This window comes from Psychrobacter namhaensis, assembly GCF_016107545.1.
GTDB lineage: Bacteria > Pseudomonadota > Gammaproteobacteria > Pseudomonadales > Moraxellaceae > Psychrobacter > Psychrobacter namhaensis.
Genome location: NZ_JABASS010000001.1, coordinates 432,722 through 453,204, shown reverse-complemented (window position 1 = coordinate 453,204; position 20,483 = coordinate 432,722). Strand labels below are relative to the sequence as shown.

Below are 20,483 nucleotides of genomic sequence, written 5' to 3'. Positions count from 1 at the left end.
TCGTTGAGTCGTTAGTTTACCAAGTTTACTTGTACGGTTTCTTCAGCATAGCTCAAACTGATCTCAGAGCTCTCATAGTTGCATTAGCCTGAGCTTCGCTATGCTTGCTTATCTCCTTATGTTTATCACTTATCATTGACTTGGTAATATTATTTAGAGGGATATTTAGCCAGTCTTTCAGCTTATGTAGTATTTGACGGTCATAAGTGGTAATAGTGCCTTCAGCTAAGCTCGTCTTTGTTGATTTGAAGTAGTCATAAGCTTCTTGCAGTGTTGGCACATTATTGGTCTTATCTTTCGGGTCTTCTAGGTTCTCATGAAGCCCGTCATAAACATGCATGCCTTTTTTGATGTTAGCCATCATTATGCTTGCTTTTTCACGTGCTTCGGTTAGCGTAATTAGATGCGTTTCTTCTACTTCGTCTCTATACAGATTTCCGTTAATGCGCTTATGCAATGTATAGCGTTTAGACTGCTTACCTACACGTAGCGCAAATCCAGTTAATACATCATCCATATAGATATCAGTACCTTTAGCGGTATAGTCTATTGAATCAATAAATTTTTTCGTAAGTTTAACCTTCATATATCACCCGTGCAGCAGTACGTAACCATAGTGTTAGTAGTCATCATACTTTAATTACTACAAGGGTCAAAGTATCAAGATAGTATCAAAAAATTAATTACATCAGTACATTTGCATAAAATTTAAGCAATAAAAAACCCTTACAAGTCAATGACTGTAAGGGTTTGAATTTGGTGGGCCCAGTAGGACTTGAACCTACGACCAAAGGATTATGAGTCCTCTGCTCTAACCAACTGAGCTATGGGCCCTAACGTTAGACGCACAATGATACCTGATTTTTTCGATTTTTCAAGTAAAAGATGACCGTATCAAAGATATTTTTTATCAAAGCCCGCTGCTCCAGTCTTGCCTGATCGAGTAGTATCAAGCTTTGCAGTCACAGCCGTTGTTTGTTTTTTTAAATAGTTGTTAATATGAGTTTTGTGCCTGTAAATGTTTAATTCTGGCGCATCGTAACGCCTCGCCAATCGCTGGGCCTTTTAGGTCTGGCGCAATGTCTTGCATACTGATAGCGTGGAAACTGCCTAACGCTATCATCATCTGTCGGTGCTGTATTGCCAGCTGTAAGACATGGCTGGTCACGAGTAGTTGTGAGAGATTTTCAGGTTCTTTATGAGCACCGCACGCTTGTATGAGGTCAATTTTTTCAGCAGCACTAAGACTGTTGATGGTGCTTAGTTTGTTGGCCTGTTGAACGAACAAATTGGCAAATTGCGTTTGGGCTTTTGGTACTTTGGCAGTAGTGCCTATCTCGTTAATACCTGTCACAGTCGTGGTTACATTAGGGTTTGAGTCTACATGTCTCACATTAAATAAATCTGCGTTAAGACTAGCCATCAATAGCGCCCAACGCTGTGATAAGTTTAGTTGCATCTGACCAGAAAAATATAGAGCTGTCTGCACCGTTTCTCGTATGTGGTCATTGTCCCAAGCATGGTGCAATGGCGCAAAATACTCTGTGAGCGCGCCAATGCTAAACAGCTGCTGCCAATACACTTGAGGCGATAGCTGCATGGTTGCGCGGCTCGACTCTTGCCAAATCCGCTCCGCACTCAAATGCGTAAGTTCCCCAGAGCCAACCAACTGGCGCATCAAGTTTAAGGTTTCATCAGCGATGGTAAACCCCAAGTCATAATAGCGGCTATAGAAGCGGGCGGTGCGCAACACTCTTAGGGGATCTTCGCTAAATGCACTTGAGACATGGCGCAATGTTTTACTTGCTATGTCTGCCAACCCGCCATAATAATCAATCACCTCACCATTGACTGGCGTGTCATCGGTTAAACTCATCACTTCTATGGCCATGGCATTAATCGTCAAATCACGACGTTGTAGATCCTCTTTTAGGCTGACGTCAGGACTAGCATGCACACTAAAGCCTTGATACCCAACTCCTTGCTTGCGCTCCGTGCGTGCCAGTGCGTATTCTTCATGGCTAATAGGGTGCAAAAACACAGGAAAATCTGCGCCCACTTGCAGGAACCCTGCGTCAAGCATCTCTGCAACAGTGGCACCAACGACAACGAAGTCTTTATCTTTAATAGGACGCGCTAACAGTTGATCACGTACGGCCCCACCAACCAGGTAAATTTGCATAGTATTCTCTGTTTATTAAGTAAGAGCGAGCTGACCCAATGGACACTGATCAAAAAAAACCAGTCAATGCTTGTTTAACGGCATTGACTGGTTTTAGTATAGCAGACAGACTCTGTCAATAGATGACAGCGCCTATCTTAATGGTACGCTTATAATTTTATCATACGCATGACGTACTATAATTTTCGTTTTCTAGGTCCTGAGCTTCAGTAACAGCAAGAGCGGTCATATTGACGATACCACGTGCAGTAGCCGATGGTGTCATAATGTGTACAGGCTTGCTAGTACCTAATAAGATAGGACCAATAGAGGCACTGCCGGTTGCCGTCTTAAGTAAGTTGAAAGCAATATTAGAGGCGTCAAGCGTTGGTAAAATAAGCAGATTCGCCGCCCCTTTTAACGGGCTTGATGGCATATGGTTTTGACGGATAATTTCATTAAGCGCCGCATCGCCTTGCATTTCGCCTTCGAAGTCAAAGTCTACATTCATATCAGTCAGTAACTGGTGAACCTTACGCATTTTGACAGCGCTGGCACGATTTGAAGCGCCAAAGTTAGAATGTGACACTAGCGCGACACGTGGTGTGATACCAAAGCGACATAACTGGTCAACAGCCAAGACCGTCATTTCAGCCAACTGTTCGGCTGTTGGATCTTCATGCACATAAGTATCAGCGATAAAGATATTACGATCTTGCATCAGTACGGCATTCATGGCGTAAAAATCATTAACGTCTGCTTTTTTATCGATGACGCTTTGAACGTACTCTAAGTGCAGCTGATAGTGACTGAATGTGCCGCAAATCATGCCATCTGCATCGCCATTATCGACCAGCAGTGAGCCAATTAAGGTGGTTTTACGACGTACATCACGACGGGCAAGCTCAATACTCACACCGCGGCGTTTGTTCTTTTCGTAGTAACCCTGCCAGTAGTCTTTATAGCGAGGATCATCATCTGGATTGACGACAGTCATGTTTACGCCATCTTTTAGACGCAAGCCCAGTTTTTCGATATTGGCTTCAATCACTGAAGGACGACCAACCAAAATGGGTTTCGCTAGCTGTTCGTCAACGACGACTTGTACCGCAAGCAATACATTGTTGTCTTCGCCTTCACAGTAAACAATACGTTTTGGATCGGATTTGGCGCGGGCAAAGATTGGCTTCATGACAAACGCTGAGTTATAGACAAACTCAGACAAACGCTGACGATACGCTTGCAGATCATCGATAGGCAAGGTTGCAACACCTGAGTCCATGGCTGCTTTAGCAACCGCAGAAGCGATTTCGATGATTAGGTTTGGCTCTAGAGGACCTGGGATTAAGTAGTCACGACCAAAACTTTGCATTTTTTCGATGTTTCTAACGTTGGTGGTTGGTGTCGCCTCAACGTGTGCCATAGCAGCGATTGCTTTTACGCAAGCCACTTTCATCTCTTCGTTAACCGTTGTTGCACCAACATCTAATGCGCCGCGGAAGATATAAGGGAAGCATAAGGCGTTGTTTACTTGGTTTGGATAGTCTGAGCGACCTGTCGCCATGATAACGTCTGGACGGACAGCATGTGCCAGCTCTGGCATGATTTCAGGGGTTGGGTTAGCCAAAGCAAAGACGATAGGGTCTTTTGCCATACGGCGAACCATATCTTCAGACAAAGTGCCTGGCATTGATAGTCCTAGGAACATATCAACATCGTCCATGACTTCTTCAATCGTCGTCGCAGTCGTATCGCGCGCATAGCGCTGTTTGGTTTCATCAAGGTTTTCACGGCTGGTGCTAATAATACCGCGTGAGTCTGAAACAAAGATATTGTTTTTATCAACGCCAAGCGCACAGATAATATCTAGACAAGAAATGGCTGCCGCACCTGCGCCTGAACAGACAATTTTAATCTCTTCAATTTTTTTGCCAGTAATCAATAAAGCATTGAGCATCGCCGCCGCAACAATAATTGAGGTACCATGTTGGTCGTCGTGGAACACTGGAATGTTCATGCGCTCACGCAACTCACGCTCGATTTTAAAACACTCTGGCGCTTTGATGTCTTCTAAGTTAATACCACCAAAAGTCGGCTCAAGAGACGCAACGGCTTCGATGAACTTATCTGGATCGTTTTGGGCAATTTCAATGTCAAAAACGTCGATACCTGCGAATTTTTTGAACAGGACACCTTTACCTTCCATGACGGGTTTTGACGCCAATGGACCAATATTACCCAAACCCAATACGGCAGTACCATTGGTGATCACCCCAACCAAGTTACTACGAGCGGTATATTTAGACGCGAGTGTTGGGTCTCTTTCAATCTCAAGACAAGGCACTGCCACACCTGGTGAGTAGGCCAGTGCTAAATCGCGCTGGTTGGCCAGCTGCTTGATAGGGGTAACTGATATTTTACCTGGGCGTGGGAACTCATGGTAATGTAAGGCAGCTTGTTCAAACTGCTCTTTTTCTGTACTAAGGGTGTCCGTATTCAAAGTGGTATCGTCATTCATAATAATTGCCATGGTTGGAATAAATTGGAATAAAGTAAATGGTGATAAAAAAATAATGTCTCACCCTCATCCAAATCATCGAATGATAAAATCAAAGGGTACAGAGACACTAAAAGAAGTAATAATCGGCGATTAAATATCAAGTCAAAAAACAATGCTACAAAAACCGTTATTCTAGCATTATTGGCAATTCACTGCCTAGTCAACAGCGGTGAAATCTGCGAATAATATAATAAAATGATATTCATTATTTAGCTAGTTGATAATGCCAAATAATACGGCTATATAGCAACCCTAATTTCACAATGTTTCCAAATACTATCGCAGTTTACTAAGACGAGCAGCTAATCGGCATTTGCGGGGCGTTAGGCGTAGGCGGGGTACTATCAAGCTCGGTGGCGATGTCTTGTACCTGATAAGGGTCACCCAGTAAATTAAACACTCGATTTACTTCTTCAAATTGACCTTGTTCGGCGGCAGTAATCGCTCGCTGTGCCATACTGTTACGCAAGACATAAACAGGATTATTGGCTCTCATATCATTGATAGCTTGTTCAAAAGATACAAGCTCTATTTGTGCCAAATAACTGATTGACCAGTCTTGCCACACTTTTTGTGCTTTTTGATCGAGCTCCGCTGTCATCGTTGCCAGCAGCTGCTGCTCATAAGGATGCTCATCAGGCGCTATAAGACCCAATAACGCCCTAAAACTATTGGTATAATCCAGTAAGTTGTCTTCTAACAGTGTCAACCACTCAAAGGCCAACGTTAAGCTATCCTTCTCATGTGGCAGTCCAAGCTTGCGGCACAGCCCTTGCTGATAGTGCTGCATAAAGGTCGCTTCGTAAGGTGCCAAGCAATCTGATAGACCATCACGAGTAACCTCTTCTAGACGCATAAAGTGCGGCAGCCAGATATTGAGGTTCCAATGACCGATAGCGGGCTGGTTTTGATAAGCATAGCGTCCTGTATGGTCAGAGTGATTGTTGATCCAAGCAGGATTAAAGCGCTCCATAAACCCAAAGGGACCAAAGTCTAAGGTACTTCCCGTGATGGATAAGTTATCTGTGTTCATCACGCCATGAGCGAAGCCAATCAGCTGCCAGTCAGCAATCATACGCGCCGTACGTTCCACCACGGCGGTCAAAAACGCTAATACTGGCGCTTTACTATCACGGCACGTGGGATAGTAAGTATCAATCATATAGTCGGTAAATTCACTGAGCAAATCTGGCGCAAAGCTAGTAATCCATTCCACATGGCCAAGGCGGATATGACTGTCAGCCACACGCATCAAGGCGGCGCCTGCTTCCATTCGCTCGCGGCGTACTTTCGTATCAGAGACGACAAACCCTAAGGCGTTAGAGGAGGGAATACCAAGCTGGGTGAGCGCGTGTCCACACAAGTACTCGCGGATGGTACTACGCAGCACCGCGCGGCCATCCCCCATCCGTGAATAGGGGGTTAGACCAATACCTTTAAGATGCAAATCCTGCAATTGGTCGTTGTTGTCGAGTACTTGCGCCATTAACAAGCCGCGCCCGTCTCCCAGTTGTCCCGCCCATTGCCCAAACTGGTGACCAGCATAGGCCATGGCCAGTGGTTTAAACGCGGTAGGTACGTATTGACCACCAAGAATATCAACCCAGCGCGCCATTAACTCGTCGTCATCTGCCCAGCCCAATTGCTGCGCAAGCGGTGTGTTGAAGTGACCTGCACGTGGATTGTCCAATGGTGTCGGTGGCTGCTCATGATAAAGGCGCGTGTCCAAATTAACGTAGGTGTTTTGATAGCGCATACACAGCTCCCATTGAGATCTAAGATTGATTAATGAAGTCACTATAGCACAGCCTTCGTAGTGCATCGTGTCACTCTGTCCATCTCTTGTAAACCAAGCGTGCTCAGCTGTTTTACACCCCACCCAAAAAATACGATTAGCCGTGTCAAACTTGCTTAGTCTACTAAATATAGGATTTACCTTCATTTTCCTTGCGCCTCATACTTTTGGAAAGGTGATGAGTGAAAGGACACGGCTCATAGCCTATTATAAATGACATAAAAAAATCCCTCTATCTGTTACAGATAGAGGGAGGGATAACGTCACAATACGGAATATGAACTATTCACAAGATGTTGGCGTTTAAGCAGCTTTGGTATTTTGGCCAATAGAGCGAAACGCAGTTTTTAGATTGCTGTTATGCTCAAGTATTTTTTGTTCAATCTTGGCATAGTCATGCTTTAACTTGTCATCAACTTCGTGTATGCGATCAGCAAACTCTGTCTTTTTTAGCTCAATGGTTTTGGCTTTTAGCGCTTGCCACTCTTCTACAGTCTGAGTGAAGGCATCATATTCAAACTTGATACGATCTTGGAAGCTTTTCATTGCATGAGGCAGATCAAGACCACTCACTGCTGCTGTATCAATCTGCTGTTGTGCTTTTTTGAATTGCATTTGCACTTCGGCATGCTTAATAGTCGTATCATCAACCGTACGTAACTCAGTGGTTAGGCCAAACTTTGATAAGCCGGCAATCAACCACTTAGTAGGGTCATACTGCCACCATTTTACGCCGTTACGATAATCATATTGGAAGAAGTGATGGTAGTTATGATAACCCTCACCCCAAGTAAAGATGGCTAAGAAGAAATTATCACGGGCGCTGTTGGTATCGGTATAAGGACGCGTACCAAACATGTGGCATAACGAGTTAATAAAAAAGGTAAAGTGATGGGTTAATACCAAGCGTAGTAAACCTGCAAGGACTAACGTGCCCCACACATCACCTAGTAGCCAACCGACAGCAGCGACCATACCCACATTCAATGCCAATACCCATAAGCCATAGTACTTATGCTGAATTTGTAGCACTTTGTCTTTGGTCAAATCAGGGATGTTTTTGTAGTCAAACTTACCACTAGGATAATTGCGTAGCATCCAACCAATGTGACTAAACCAAAAGCCACGCTTCGCTGAATAAGGATCGTCTAAGCGATCATCAACATGACGATGGTGACTACGGTGACCAGATACCCAGTCAAATGCAGAACCCTGCACCGCTAAGGTAGAGCCAAGTAACAAGAAGTTTTTTACCACTGGATGCGCTTTATACGCACGATGCGACAGTAGGCGGTGATAGCCCGCCGTGATGCTGATGCCTGTCCACACCATAAAGGCGCCAAATACACCCCACACTGGCGCGCTAACCTCATGAGTAAATAAGTACCAAGGCGTAATGATAGCGGCAGCAATAGGCGTGGCTACCAAGATTGTCGCTGGAATCCAGTTGATGGGTGCCTTCGTAAATTCAAACTCGCGCATGTCAAGGCTCTCTTCTTTGGGAGAGACGTCAACTTGTCCGGCAGCGTGCGCGTAGTTGCGTTTAGCCACAGGTTGCTCATCGAGTGAGCTTTTCGTTTTATTCTCGTCAAAACGTGTTTTAAAGCGTGTGACTTGAACGCTGGCGGCTTTTACAAGCGTGTCACCAGATTTGATAGCGAAACGTAAGCCTTTAAGCGGGAAGCCAAGTGCTTTTTTTGCAATCATATAATATCCCTAGCGGTATTAATTTAAGCCTATATAGTACCTTAAAAAACCAATAAAGTGAACACTTATACACTATAAAAATATTGCTAAATAACAATAACTTGTATGGATTATAGAATGTTTTGACAAAAATATCGGGTGACTTATCAGGCAGGGGGTAAAAGTGTAAGTAACACTATAGATATGTAGAGCCTCTCAAGTAAATAAAAGGCTGGATAGGTTTTTCAATTCAGTAATAAGTGACGAGGATAATCAGTGATAATGACGTCAGCTTGCCATTTGATGAGCTGCTTAATGGTATCGATATCATTGACCGTCCAAGCACTCACGGGCAGACCATAACGATGGCTACGTTCTATGACCGACTGGCTTAGCAGAGGGTAATGAATACCCAACTGGACACAACCAAGTTGTAGGGCAGTGTTGGACGCAATTACCAAAGTCTCAGGAGTGCGAATCAACAAGCCACGAGGGACATGACTTAATAGTGTGCTGCGTTGTAGCCGTGCGTGTAGCTCGACATCAAAGCTGGTTAGGACAATAGGTAAGTTGGCCAATGGGCTGTCAACTAATTCTTGACTCAGTGCTCTAATGAGTTTGCCGTAATCAGTGCGGCCATGGGTTTTAATCTCAAGCTCAATGTAAGTAAAGCCACTTAGTACGGGCGCTATGCTAGCCAATGTCGCAATTTGATGATCGAGTTGTCGATGACGTTGAATCTCAGCAACACTTAATTGATCAAGGCGTGATTGCTCTCCGCACATACGCGCTAAGTCATCATCATGAAACACAACTAAGTGGCCATCGGCGCTTAATTGCACATCAAACTCCACCCCCGTTAAGCCGTGAGCCTTCAGACGTTGAGCGTGCTCGAAACCTATGAGTGTATTTTCTAATGCCTCACCACGAGCACCGCGATGACCTAATAAGAGCGTATGTTCGAACTTTATCATATCAATACACGCTGTGAGCTGCTTTTACCAGTAAGCATATAGGGCCAAATGAGCAGCGTCTATAGGTAGGATAGGGAGGTGTTTGTTATGTTTTTGCAACCAAGTACCCGTTTTACCTATAATGGATGGCGTTATTTGTACATCCATGGGCTACACTGATGACCATTTCATCCAAACACCGTATAATGATGTGATTTTCAAGCCTATGACAGTTCGGGTGACGGTTTGAGCATCAATCACTGTCTGTCAGTGGCGGTACGAATCAGTAAATGGGAGCAAAATAAATATGAGCGTAGCAAATAAGAGTTTGAGCAAGTGGCAGAAAGTTGCTGGAGTCGGCATAGTATGTAGTTTGGCGCTTGTAGGCTGTGATCGCTCAGAGCAAGAGGACGTTACCGAGACGGCAGAGGTCACAGAGCAGGAGTCAGATGTGACGGAGAATGCGGCAGCCACCGCCGTCAGCTGTGATGATCCAATGGTACAAGATCGTCTCAAAACGGCTCTAAAAAATACGCTCAATCAGCAAGCACAAATGCTGGCTACCAACTATGCCAATGATGCAGAAATTAGTCTGGCCAGTGGCGTTGTCACTGATAAAGTAAATGGGGTTATGATTGATATACAAAACGCGGCGGTCTTACAGGCAACCAATAACAATGGTATGACGACCTGTCAGGCAAGCGTTAGCATGACATTGCCAAGCGAAGACTTGTATCAAGCCAGTCAAGTACAAGCCGCTAATAATCAGCCAAGCTTGCAATCACGCTTAGCGCAAGACAATATCCGTATCAATAACAATATGCTCGTTGATGATGCCTTTACCTATGTGGTGGGCACTCAAGGTGGACAGGTACGGACACGTATCGCTGGCCAGCCAGCACTGATTACCGTGGTGGCCGATGTGATGGCAGGTTCTGTATTTAAATCAGCGATAGATGATCAGCGTGCCCAAATGGCCGCTGAGCGCCGTGCAAATGCACAAAACAATGAGAGTCAGTCAGCACCAACTCGTCAGCCTAGAACGGTAACGCCCGTTGAGCCAATCCGCCCGGCTGAACCTGCTACGCCGCCGACCATCAATAATCCAAGTAGTAACCAAAACAGCTCTACCGATAACAGAGCACCTACGGAGGCGGCCAAAAAACCAACCCCAGCCACCGCACCAAAAGCAGTACCTAACGATGAAAGCATCGATATGGTTATTATTGAAGATGAAAGCGCCACTTATTGATTAAGCGGTAAGGTGAGCGCTGTTAATTAGGTGTCATATCAAATCAGCAAAAAGCCCGCAATCTTAGGTGGCGGGCTTTTTTGTCTCTTATAGCAGCGTTTCAATAGGCTGCTGTTGTCATCTAGACCTATTTGTCATCAGCAAATTTTTGTAATACTTGGCTGTTCCAGAGTACTTCAGAGACTTGTTTGGGATCAGTACAAAAACGCGCGGAGACGAACAACCAGTCCGATAAGCGATTGATAAAGCTCACTGCTGTACCGCGAATCGCTTGCGGACGTTGCTGTTGTAGTAGCACCGCTTGGCGCTCAGCACGGCGACAAACACTACGTGCCACGTGCAGTTGGCTGACCAATACTGAGCCTGTCGGTAAGATAAAATCTTTTAGCGGTGGCAAGGTTGTATTCATTGTGTCAATTTGCTCTTCTAACCACTCAATATGAGTCGCATTGACGCCCTCATATTCTGGCATAGCAAGCTCACCGCCGATGTTAAATAATAAATGCTGAATGATGACCAAGGCTTCCGAAAACTCCTTGCTTATAGATTGCCCTGTATTTTTTTGTAGTTGAGCACGCACTAGGCCAATGTGCGAGTTGAGCTCATCAATATCGCCCATGACGTTAAACAAACTGTCGGCTTTACTGACTCGGCTACCATCCGCCATGCCAGTGCTGCCATCGTCTCCCGTGCGCGTATATATTTTGCTTAAGCGGTTGCCCATATCTAAATCCTTACCTGTTTTTATGATTGAATCACGTTAGTTGCGCGCTCATTGTAGTATTTTATGGCTGTTTTCGCTAAGATAATGGGTTAAATTTTATATTGTCGCCGTTTTTCAGTCATTGTTATCATCACACCGTAACAGTGGCAGTCAGTGTTCCTTGCTAACAAGAGGCGGCCAGTATTGTTAATGTTATCTTATCTACTCTATTTATATGAAAAGGCGTTTTAACTATGTCCACACCACTTGCCGATGCAATGTCTCAGCTTGCCATTTATGATTCAATGACTGGCGGCAAACGTCAGTTTGTACCACTCAAAGCAGGACAGGTAGGGATGTATGTGTGCGGTATGACCGTCTACGATTATTGTCACATTGGTCATGCGCGGGTGATGGTGGCCTTTGATATGGCAGTGCGATGGCTCAAACAGTTGGGTTACGACGTTAATTATGTGCGTAATATTACCGACATTGATGACAAAATCATCGCTCGCGCTCGCGAGAACAGCGAAGACATTGGGGAGCTGACGCAGCGTTTTATCGCAGCGATGCACGAAGATGCGAGCGCACTTGGCTGTGAGATGCCAGATGCCGAGCCACGGGCAACCGATCATATCGACGAGATGCAGCAAATGATTGAGACGCTGGTCACGGGCAATTATGCGTATGCAGGCGATAATGGCGATGTTTATTACGCGGTCGATAACTTTGCAGGGTATGGCAAATTATCGAAGCGCAATCTTGATGATATGCAGGCAGGCTCGCGAGTCGATGTCGAAAATAACAAGCGCAATCCGTTTGATTTTGTACTTTGGAAAGCGGCAAAACCTGATGAGCCGCAGTGGGCGTCACCATGGGGACAAGGGCGTCCAGGTTGGCATATTGAATGCTCAGCAATGTCGACTAAGTGCTTAGGGAACACCTTTGATATCCATGGCGGTGGTCATGATTTGCAGTTCCCGCATCATGAAAACGAGATAGCACAGTCTGAGGCCGCGACTGGTTGCGAGTACGCACGTAACTGGATGCACGTCGGCTTTATCAATGTCGATGGCGAAAAAATGTCTAAGTCACTAGATAACTTTTTTACCATTCGTGATGTGATGGCGAAGTATCTGCCAGAAACCGTACGGTTTTTCTTATTATCGAGCCACTATCGCAGTCAAGTGAACTTTTCTGATAGTGCCTTGGATGAAGCGCATAATAGCCTAAGCAGGCTGTATAATGCATTGAAACTGGCTGAACAACAAAAAGGACAGACGCTAGTCGTTGATAAGACATCTATAAATGATGCTTATCGCAGTGCGGCGGGACAAGACTTTATCAAAGCCATGAATGATGATTTTAATAGTTCTACGGCGATTAGCGTGTTATTTGGGCTGGCGCGTGATATCAATAAAGCCGTTAAAGCTGAAGAGATGGATACCGCTTGGCAATTGGCGCAGCAACTCAAAGCGTTGGCGCAGGTGTTGAATGTTTTACAGCAACCAGTGCAGCAGTTTTTGCAAGCAGTGATTGGTGACAAAGCCGATGGTGATTTAACAGATGCGGCTATCGACAGCCTAATCATCGAGCGTGCAGAGGCCAAAACCAACAAAAACTTTGCGCGTGCGGATGAGATACGTGAACAATTAAAAGAGGCGGGTATCGAGCTTGAGGATAGCCGCGCTGGCACAACATGGCGCCGTGCATAAGATAGAAGTTACAAAACACACATACTTATCGTTATAAAGTAAGTCAGCCTTGGGCTGGCTTTTTTTGTAGACTGCATTAAGTTAAGGTTATATTAAGATCGATTTTTGTACATAACCTCCTTTAAAACTAGTGGTTTTTAAAAATATGAATACTCTCAAAAATGGCGCTGTTGGCGATCAGGTTGTGGCAAGTGGTTTTGAATGCGACCACTACCGAAGTCCAGAGCGTTTTACGCTGTGCTGGAATCTCCTGCCATTGCTACTAGGTTTATTCGTTATTGTCCTGAGTGTGGTTTGTATCCCTGCCAATGCGGCAAGCAATTCCGATTCACTCACGGAGTACGCGACCCAAAAAGTCAATGATATTAAAGACGAAGGCGTGAGCGTCTCTGGTGTCGCAGAAGAGATGTTCGATCCTACCGAGCGAAACGCTGTCGAACAAGCGGGTACCTTACAAGGTGATGCTGGGTTGACGGGGGAGTTTCACGAGGGTTACTACTTATTAGACAAGCTCAATGTAGGCTTGCCACCTTTGGCTGAGCCACCGAATCTCACCACACCGCTTGCCACTTTAGAGTTTTTTCAGTCAGCGGTGATGAAGCAGCAGTATGGCTTGGCAGCTCATGCGCTGAATATGAATCTGATTGATAAGGAGAATCAACGCACTCGTGCCCTTGAGTTGACGAAACAACTTGATTTTTTACTGTCTGAAAAAAAACTTTATGTGTTTGATGAGCTGCCAGATCGTCCTGATGGTTTGATTGAGCCGCCACTGGGTAACAATAGTAGCGTAATGGGGACGGCCAGACGCTCTATTCAACTTGGTTACATGGATTATCGTGAGCGCCGGGTGCCTATTTATTTGCAGCGGGTACGGGTTGGGAACAACGCGCCTATTTGGGTGTTTTCTGCTCAGACCGTTGGCAATATCGACAATCTTTATGAGCAATATCATCCAGCAGAGTTTGAGCGTTATCTGCCTGTGTGGCTAAAACTTAAATTTTTTGGTATCGCCTTGTGGGAGTTTTTGGCGCTCCTCTCATTTTTCTTCGTTACGATGGGGATTGGTTGGCTATTGAGTAAGGTGACGGGGAAACTGATCAATCGCTATGTCGATGACGAAAAATATAGGACGTATGTTGGTAGTAGCAATGGTTTGGTAGATTTGGTCAGTAAGCTAACCGTGCCTTTGACGTTCACCATCAGTTTTTTGCTGGTTTTTACCTTGGTCTCAGGTGGATTTCCTTATTTAGATGCCGTTGCCTCATCAACCCGCCCGCTGATTTGGATTGGTTTGGTGTTTAGTACCATGTGGCTGGGCATTCGTATCATCAACTTCTTTGCCAACCGCTATCAAAATATGCAGATTGAAAATCTGTCTGAAGAACATTTTGACAAGGAGCGCCGACGCCGCACATACGTATCGATTTTTCGCCGCGTTTTTATTTTTGTCATGATCCTCGGTAGTATCTGGATTGGGCTAAGTGAATTTACCAACATGGAAGGCCTTGGCAAGACGTTATTGACCTCGGCGGGTATTGCAGGTGTGGTCATCGGTATCGCCGCGCAGCCAATATTGGGTAACATCATCGCAGGCTTGCAGGTGGCGGTGACCCAGCCTGTGCGCATTGGTGATACCGTCATGATGGAGGGAGATTGGACGACGATTGAGGATTTGCGTTATACCTACGCTGTGCTAAAAACGTGGGATGAGCGTCGATTGATTGTGCCGATGCGCCGACTGATTACCGAAATTGTAGAAAATTGGTCACACACAGAAGTGCATCAAACTTGTGTGGTCTACTTGTACGTTGACTATGGCGCAGATATTGAGGCCATTCGAGACAAGTTTACTGAGGTGGTTAAGGAAAATGACTTATGGGATGGTACAACTGATCCTGAGATGGTCACAGTGTCGCTGAGCGAAAATACCATTAAACTGCGTGGTAGCGTGGCATCTGATGGGCCTATGAGTGCTTTTTACTTAGAGTGTCAGGTACGTGAGAAGATGCTTAATTATCTATACCATGAACAGAAAGCTTACTTACCAGCCGAACGTTTCATATTAAAGGACAAAAATGAGTAAGCAGTGACTCAGTGTTATTAGGTAGATGCTAGTAAAATACTCTGATAAATATAGCATGCGATTCGTCTGCTTATTTGTTATAATATGGCGTTATTTTTAAGGGATAAATGAGCGATTAAGTGTAAGGCGGTGCCACATAGGCGTGTCCTTACCACTGATAAATCAATAGCAATTTTCGAGTGTGGTATTTAGCTGGCTCATTGCTGATTATTTAAAGCGCTGTGATTGTCAGTCTTTATCAAAAAAGATTTGAAGATCATACAGTTATATCGGTGATCTTAGTTGATTGTCTTAATGCAAAAATCCCACCCATCAAAATAACCACCACTAGGGGTCTGTATGTTGCGAATTGTCGATGAAGCCTTAACCTTTGATGACGTTTTATTGTTGCCCGCCTATTCAGAAGTCTTGCCAAAAACTGCGGATCTGTCTACCCGTTTGACCAAAAACATCACCCTTAATCTACCGCTAATTTCTGCGGCAATGGATACAGTGACTGAGTCTGAAATGGCCATCACCATGGCGCAACTAGGCGGCATGGGTATCTTACATAAGAGTATGGATATCGAAAAGCAAGCCACCCAAGTACGCCGCGTCAAAAAGTTTGAAGCGGGTACGGTTGTCGATCCGATCACTGTACATCCAGAGATGACGATTGGTCACTTACTACAGTTGACGCAAGACAATAATATCTCAGGTGTTCCTGTGGTCGAAAGAGGGACTGATAACGTCGTGGGTATTGTGACTCACAGAGATTGGCGCTTTGAAACCAACCTGTCACTGCCAGTCAGTCAAATCATGACGCCAAAAGATCAGTTGGTCACGGTACATGAAGGTGAGAGTAACGAAAATATCAAAAGACTGCTGCATGAGCACCGGATTGAAAAAGTGATCGTCATTGATGACCACTTCCGTTTACGTGGTTTGATCACAGTGAATGACTTTGCCAAAGCTGAAAACAATCCAAATGCTTGTAAAGATGAGCAAGGTCGCCTTCGTGTTGGCGCAGCCGTCGGTACTGGTGCAGATACGCAAGCGCGCGTTGAAGCGTTAATTGCCGCTGATGTCGATGTTATCGTTGTAGATACTGCCCACGGTCATTCAAAAGGCGTGATTGATAAGGTGTCTTGGATTAAGAAGAATTACCCCCATGTGCAAGTGATCGGTGGCAACATCGCAACTGGCGATGCGGCTAAGGCGTTACGTGATGCTGGTGCTGATGCTGTAAAAGTTGGTATCGGTCCAGGCTCTATCTGTACGACTCGTATCATTGCAGGTATTGGTGTACCACAAATCTCAGCCATCGATAATGTTGCCAGTGCCCTGCAAGACAGCATTCCGTTGATTGCTGATGGTGGTATTCGCTATTCAGGTGATATGGCAAAAGCCATTGCTGCGGGCGCGTCGTGCATTATGGTAGGCTCGTTAATGGCAGGCACTGAAGAGGCGCCAGGCGAAGTTGAACTGTTCCAAGGTCGTTACTACAAAGCGTATCGCGGGATGGGCAGCCTTGGGGCAATGTCAGGCTCTAATGGTTCATCAGACCGTTATTTCCAAGACGCCAAAGATGGCGTGGAAAAATTAGTACCAGAAGGTATTGAAGGTCGTGTTCCTTATAAAGGCCCAGTTGCTGGTATTGTGAATCAGTTGGTTGGCGGTCTGCGCTCATCAATGGGCTATACTGGCTCTGCAACCATCGAAGATATGCGTACCAACCCGCAGTTCATCAAGGTGACGTCAGCCGGTATGAAAGAGTCGCATGTACATGATGTACAAATCACTAAAGAAGCGCCGAACTATCGAGTGAATTAAAAACCGTGTCCTAGTCTTGTATCATAGCAACAACCGCTAAATTGCAGGGCTGTAATGACTTTAAGATACAAACAGCCAACAATGCTTTGTTATTGTTGGCTGTTTTTTTTGTAAAATACAAAAACAGATTATTATAATGATAGTATCGCCTGCGTACACGTTTGGCTTTTCACTTTTAGACTTGAGGAACATAGATAATGAGCTACTTTGGCACCGATGGTATTCGCGGAAAATTTGGTGAGTTGCCGATTACACCTGATTTCATTTTAAAATTGGGCTATGTGACGGGACAGGTGTTAATAGAGAGTAGTGGCAATCCTGCGCGCAAGCCAAGCGTGGTCATCGGTAAAGACACGCGCTTGTCAGGTTATGTGATCGAAGGCGCGCTACAAGCGGGATTCAATGCGGCTGGTGTCGATGTTCATATGCTCGGTCCCTTACCAACGCCGGCTATTGCACACTTAACCCGTAGTTTTAATGCGGATGCTGGCGTGGTTATCTCAGCGTCACACAATCCTTATTATGATAATGGCATTAAGCTGTTTTCAGCTGACGGTAAAAAGCTGTCTGATGAGATGCAAAACTCTATTAATGACAAGTTAAAAGCCATCATGACCGCCTCTGAGGCGGATAATGACGTGATTATGCCTATTCTTGATCCAGCACAACTCGGTAAAAACAACCGGATCAATGATGCGAAAGGTCGCTATATCGAATTTTGTAAAGGCAGTTTTCCTTACCAGTATGATTTGAGCCATCTGACAGTCGTGGTGGATTGTGCCAATGGTGCAGGCTATAGCGTGGCCCCAAGAGTCATGCGTGAGCTCGGCGCCAATGTGATTGCCATTAATAACACGCCTGATGGTATTAATATCAATGCCGAGTGTGGTTCGACTCATCCTGAGGGTTTACAAAAAGCTGTACTCAAATACGAAGCAGACGTTGGTATTGCCTTAGATGGTGATGGTGATCGTATCGTGATGGTTGACGAAACTGGCAAGTTAATTGATGGTGATGGCATCTTATACTTGCTTGCTACCCAAGGCCAAACCAAGGCAGAAGGTGTGGTTGGCACACTTATGAGTAATATGGGCTTAGAGTTAGCACTAAAGGCGGCTGATATTGAGTTTACTCGCGCCAAAGTAGGTGATCGTTATGTGATGCATGAGCTTGAGGCCAACGGTTGGATACTAGGTGGCGAGCCTTCTGGGCATATTTTATGTCTAGATAAAAGCCGGACCGGTGATGCTATCATCGCAGGTTTACAGGTATTGTCCGTGATGCAGGCGCAAGGTCGCGCTCTTAGTGACCTTGTCGAAGGTTTTGAAGTGCTCCCGCAAAAGTTGGTCAATGTGCGTCTGTCGCAAATGCAAGATCCTTTTGAGCATGAAGCGCTGGTCACAGCTTTTGATAAAGCGCAAGCCACATTAGAAGGCCGTGGGCGCTTATTGATTCGGCAGTCAGGAACTGAGCCTGTGATTCGGGTCATGGTCGAGTCTGATGATGAAATAGAGTGTGATGTGTTGGCGAACGATTTAGCCGACCATATTAAAGCGGTATTAGGCTAACAGTGAGTCACATACCCACATTAAATGAAGGAACTACCATGAGCATGGATTTTACCGATCAACGTTTGTCATATGAAAAAGGTGTGCTGGATCAGCAGTCCGTACCAGAATCGCCATTTGAGCTTTTAAAGGCATGGATGAATGAGGCAATAGAGCAGAAGGTACAAGAACCTTACGCCATGAGTCTAGCAACCTGCAGTGTGGATCATACACCGAGTGTGCGCATTGTGTTATTGCGTGAAATCACTGATACGGGTATTGTTTTTTATACCAATTATGAAAGTGCAAAAGGGCATGATATTGCCAAAAATCCCAATGCAGAAGCGCTGTTTTTTTGGCATGAGCTGGAGCGTCAAATTCGTATCAGTGGCAAGGTTACTAAAATAGACGCTGATAAGTCTGCCGCTTATTTCCAAAAACGTCCCCATGACAGCCAAGTGGGGGCGTGGGTGAGTCAACCGCAAAGCGGGGAAGTGGCCAATCGTGAAGTCATGCAACAAACGTTTGAAGAATTACAAGCAGAGTATCCAGAGAATACGCCAGTCCCAACCCCTACATTTTGGGGTGGCTATGAGGTCACAATTGAAAAAATAGAATTTTGGCAAGGCCGTGCCAATCGTATGCACGACCGTATTGTTTATACACAAGACAGCCGTAATAGTGAGAGCGTAGTAAATTGGGCAACCAAACGCCTGCTACCATAACGGTTAGAGGGTTTTAAAGACAGATAACAGCCACTGTAAATACCTGTGTAACTGGATTTGCAGTGGCTTTTTTATGCTAATTTTTTGCTGTCGCATTGGTGTCGACAGCAGCTGAGACTGACATACCGGGACGCAACCGGGCAAGCCCAGGCTGATCTGGGTCTAAGTCGATTCGTACCGGAATACGTTGAGCTATTTTTATATAGTTACCTGTCGCAGGATTGGCTGCGCCTGCACTAAACTCACTGCCAGTTGCTGGTGAGATATTACTGACATGGCCACTGAACGCCGCACCGCCAAGCGCATCTACATGAATGGTGGCCGGTTCACCAACTGCCATGTTTGCTATCTGAGTTTCTTTAAAATTTGCAATAATCCAGACGCCTTTTGGTACGATATACATCAGCTGGGTACCGGCGTTAACGTATTGGCCCTCTTTGACACTTACTTGGCTCAATTGGCCCGCTTCAGGTGCTGTGATGATGGTATTGGCCACGTTAATCTGTGCTTGCTTCACACCTGCTTGAGCACTTTTGATATTTGCATCCAAAGAAGAGCGGTTACCACTGGTTTTTTCGCGGTTTTCACGAGCAGCTTGTAAATTGGCTTCCGCCTGTTGCACGCTCGCTTGTGCCTGAGCGAGTTGTGCCTTGGTGTGAGCGACTTCTGCTTTTGACACGGCACCGATGGCATCTAAACCTTGATAGCGCGCCACGTCTGCGCGCGCACTGTCCACACTGATTTTAGCGCTGTATAAATCCGCTTCTCGTGCTTCGATTTGCGCTTGACTGGTTTGTGTGTCTTGCGCGTTACTGGAGCGATTGGTAATCGCAACCTCTGTATTGGCTTGCGCTTGTTCAAGCTGTTGCTGGAAGGTCCGATCGTCTATTTTTATCAGTAGATCACCGGCTTTGACACTGGCAAAGTCTTGCACGGCGACTTTGGTCACATAACCCGACACTTGCGGGCTAATAATAGTCGTTTGACCTTTAACAAAGGCATTATCCGTTTGCTGTACCGTGGGTGTAAAAGGAGGTAATTTCCATGCGTATAAAATCAGCGCCACCCCAATGACAATCAACAAAATCAACAGTCCTAAATTTAAATAAGATTTTTTCTTAGGTGACCAACCAGTCGTATCCGCGATTGGTTCTTTTGGGGGCATCGGCGGCTCATGGCTGTCTACAGAGCGCTCTACAGGTGAGGAGGTTGGAGGCTCAGAAGCTGTTTCTAGCTCTGGTGTGTCTGGTCTATTTTGCGTAGCGTTTACAGCAGTAACCGATGAGCTGGTATAGGATTCTGTGTCTGTGTCTGTGTCTGTGTCTGTGTCTATGTCTGTGTCTTTAGCGGGAGCGCCAGTTGACGTCTGAGGTGTTTGGTTAAGCTCACTGGATTTTTCTTGGCTCATGACGCGTTCCTAAGTTTTGAATATACAGATACTTAAAGTATTTTAATGGCTACTTAAATGGCGCGAATGTTGTCAGCTCA

14 protein-coding genes and 1 tRNA gene are annotated in these 20,483 nt (G+C 45.4%); 6 read left to right on the top strand and 9 right to left on the bottom strand.

The window, feature by feature from the left end:
* Nucleotides 1-52 precede the first annotated feature (52 nt).
* The 7 genes from JFC06_RS01920 to JFC06_RS01890 all read right to left on the bottom strand — a co-directional run bounded on the left by JFC06_RS01920 (nucleotide 53) and on the right by JFC06_RS01890 (nucleotide 9,176).
* Complete coding sequence (locus JFC06_RS01920; RefSeq protein WP_201547810.1) at nucleotides 53-586, bottom strand: DUF4102 domain-containing protein; 534 nt, start codon at nucleotides 584-586, stop codon at nucleotides 53-55.
* 171 nt (nucleotides 587-757) lie between these two features.
* Nucleotides 758-834, bottom strand: a tRNA-Ile gene (locus JFC06_RS01915).
* Between the two features lie 160 nt (nucleotides 835-994).
* Nucleotides 995-2,182, bottom strand: coding sequence for a tRNA nucleotidyltransferase (locus JFC06_RS01910; RefSeq protein ID WP_198333757.1), 1,188 nt, complete (start codon nucleotides 2,180-2,182; stop codon nucleotides 995-997).
* Between the two features lie 160 nt (nucleotides 2,183-2,342).
* Nucleotides 2,343-4,679: an NADP-dependent malic enzyme gene (locus tag JFC06_RS01905; protein WP_193006977.1), complete on the bottom strand. Its 2,337-nt coding sequence runs from the start codon at nucleotides 4,677-4,679 to the stop codon at nucleotides 2,343-2,345.
* A 331-nt stretch (nucleotides 4,680-5,010) separates the two neighbouring features.
* On the bottom strand, nucleotides 5,011-6,477 hold the full coding sequence (locus JFC06_RS01900; protein ID WP_198333756.1) for a protein adenylyltransferase SelO: 1,467 nt from the start codon (nucleotides 6,475-6,477) through the stop codon (nucleotides 5,011-5,013).
* 342 nt (nucleotides 6,478-6,819) lie between these two features.
* Entirely contained in the window at nucleotides 6,820-7,998 is a 1,179-nt protein-coding gene (locus tag JFC06_RS01895) for an acyl-CoA desaturase (RefSeq protein ID WP_198333788.1), read from the bottom strand.
* Nucleotides 7,999-8,447: 449 nt separating this feature from the next.
* Complete coding sequence (locus JFC06_RS01890) at nucleotides 8,448-9,176, bottom strand: glycerophosphodiester phosphodiesterase (RefSeq protein WP_198333755.1); 729 nt, start codon at nucleotides 9,174-9,176, stop codon at nucleotides 8,448-8,450.
* A gap of 286 nt (nucleotides 9,177-9,462) precedes the next feature.
* Here JFC06_RS01890 and JFC06_RS01885 point away from each other — a divergent pair, with 286 nt between their 5' ends.
* Nucleotides 9,463-10,407, top strand: a complete 945-nt coding sequence (locus JFC06_RS01885; RefSeq protein WP_193006974.1) for a hypothetical protein — start codon at nucleotides 9,463-9,465, stop codon at nucleotides 10,405-10,407.
* 127 nt (nucleotides 10,408-10,534) lie between these two features.
* Here the strand turns inward: JFC06_RS01885 and JFC06_RS01880 are convergent, their stop codons facing one another.
* Nucleotides 10,535-11,131 carry a cob(I)yrinic acid a,c-diamide adenosyltransferase gene (locus JFC06_RS01880; protein ID WP_198333754.1) on the bottom strand — a complete coding sequence of 199 codons (597 nt, stop codon included), beginning with the start codon at nucleotides 11,129-11,131 and terminating at the stop codon, nucleotides 10,535-10,537.
* A 233-nt stretch (nucleotides 11,132-11,364) separates the two neighbouring features.
* On the opposite strand from JFC06_RS01880, the gene cysS reads away from it, so the two are divergent.
* The 5 genes from cysS (at nucleotide 11,365) to pdxH (ending at nucleotide 18,995) form a co-directional block, all read left to right on the top strand.
* On the top strand, nucleotides 11,365-12,825 hold the full coding sequence (cysS, locus tag JFC06_RS01875; RefSeq protein WP_198333753.1) for a cysteine--tRNA ligase: 1,461 nt from the start codon (nucleotides 11,365-11,367) through the stop codon (nucleotides 12,823-12,825).
* A gap of 145 nt (nucleotides 12,826-12,970) precedes the next feature.
* Nucleotides 12,971-14,911 carry a mechanosensitive ion channel family protein gene (locus JFC06_RS01870; RefSeq protein ID WP_198333752.1) on the top strand — a complete coding sequence of 647 codons (1,941 nt, stop codon included), beginning with the start codon at nucleotides 12,971-12,973 and terminating at the stop codon, nucleotides 14,909-14,911.
* Nucleotides 14,912-15,250: 339 nt separating this feature from the next.
* Nucleotides 15,251-16,723: an IMP dehydrogenase gene (guaB, locus tag JFC06_RS01865; RefSeq protein WP_193006970.1), complete on the top strand. Its 1,473-nt coding sequence runs from the start codon at nucleotides 15,251-15,253 to the stop codon at nucleotides 16,721-16,723.
* Nucleotides 16,724-16,920: 197 nt separating this feature from the next.
* Entirely contained in the window at nucleotides 16,921-18,291 is a 1,371-nt protein-coding gene (glmM, locus tag JFC06_RS01860; RefSeq protein ID WP_193006969.1) for a phosphoglucosamine mutase, read from the top strand.
* A 44-nt stretch (nucleotides 18,292-18,335) separates the two neighbouring features.
* Nucleotides 18,336-18,995, top strand: a complete 660-nt coding sequence (gene pdxH, locus JFC06_RS01855; protein WP_198333787.1) for a pyridoxamine 5'-phosphate oxidase — start codon at nucleotides 18,336-18,338, stop codon at nucleotides 18,993-18,995.
* Between the two features lie 76 nt (nucleotides 18,996-19,071).
* On the opposite strand, the gene JFC06_RS01850 is transcribed toward pdxH, so the two are convergent.
* A complete protein-coding gene (locus tag JFC06_RS01850; RefSeq protein WP_198333751.1) occupies nucleotides 19,072-20,403 on the bottom strand; it encodes an HlyD family secretion protein in 1,332 nt (443 codons plus the stop codon).
* Nucleotides 20,404-20,483: the final 80 nt, after the last annotated feature.

Excerpts from the sequence above, each read along its gene's own strand:
- JFC06_RS01895 (WP_198333788.1), bottom strand. The coding sequence starts at position 7,998 with ATGCGCGAGTTTGAATTTACGAAGGCACCCATCAACTGGATTCCAGCG.
- JFC06_RS01890 (WP_198333755.1), bottom strand. The coding sequence starts at position 9,176 with ATGATAAAGTTCGAACATACGCTCTTATTAGGTCATCGCGGTGCTCGT.
- JFC06_RS01920 (WP_201547810.1), bottom strand. The coding sequence starts at position 586 with ATGAAGGTTAAACTTACGAAAAAATTTATTGATTCAATAGACTATACC.
- JFC06_RS01900 (WP_198333756.1), bottom strand. The coding sequence starts at position 6,477 with ATGCGCTATCAAAACACCTACGTTAATTTGGACACGCGCCTTTATCAT.
- JFC06_RS01885 (WP_193006974.1), top strand. The coding sequence starts at position 9,463 with ATGAGCGTAGCAAATAAGAGTTTGAGCAAGTGGCAGAAAGTTGCTGGA.
- JFC06_RS01910 (WP_198333757.1), bottom strand. The coding sequence starts at position 2,182 with ATGCAAATTTACCTGGTTGGTGGGGCCGTACGTGATCAACTGTTAGCG.
- cysS (WP_198333753.1), top strand. The coding sequence starts at position 11,365 with ATGTCCACACCACTTGCCGATGCAATGTCTCAGCTTGCCATTTATGAT.
- guaB (WP_193006970.1), top strand. The coding sequence starts at position 15,251 with ATGTTGCGAATTGTCGATGAAGCCTTAACCTTTGATGACGTTTTATTG.
- JFC06_RS01870 (WP_198333752.1), top strand. The coding sequence starts at position 12,971 with ATGAATACTCTCAAAAATGGCGCTGTTGGCGATCAGGTTGTGGCAAGT.
- JFC06_RS01905 (WP_193006977.1), bottom strand. The coding sequence starts at position 4,679 with ATGAATGACGATACCACTTTGAATACGGACACCCTTAGTACAGAAAAA.
- JFC06_RS01880 (WP_198333754.1), bottom strand. The coding sequence starts at position 11,131 with ATGGGCAACCGCTTAAGCAAAATATATACGCGCACGGGAGACGATGGC.
- pdxH (WP_198333787.1), top strand. The coding sequence starts at position 18,336 with ATGGATTTTACCGATCAACGTTTGTCATATGAAAAAGGTGTGCTGGAT.
- glmM (WP_193006969.1), top strand. The coding sequence starts at position 16,921 with ATGAGCTACTTTGGCACCGATGGTATTCGCGGAAAATTTGGTGAGTTG.
- JFC06_RS01850 (WP_198333751.1), bottom strand. The coding sequence starts at position 20,403 with ATGAGCCAAGAAAAATCCAGTGAGCTTAACCAAACACCTCAGACGTCA.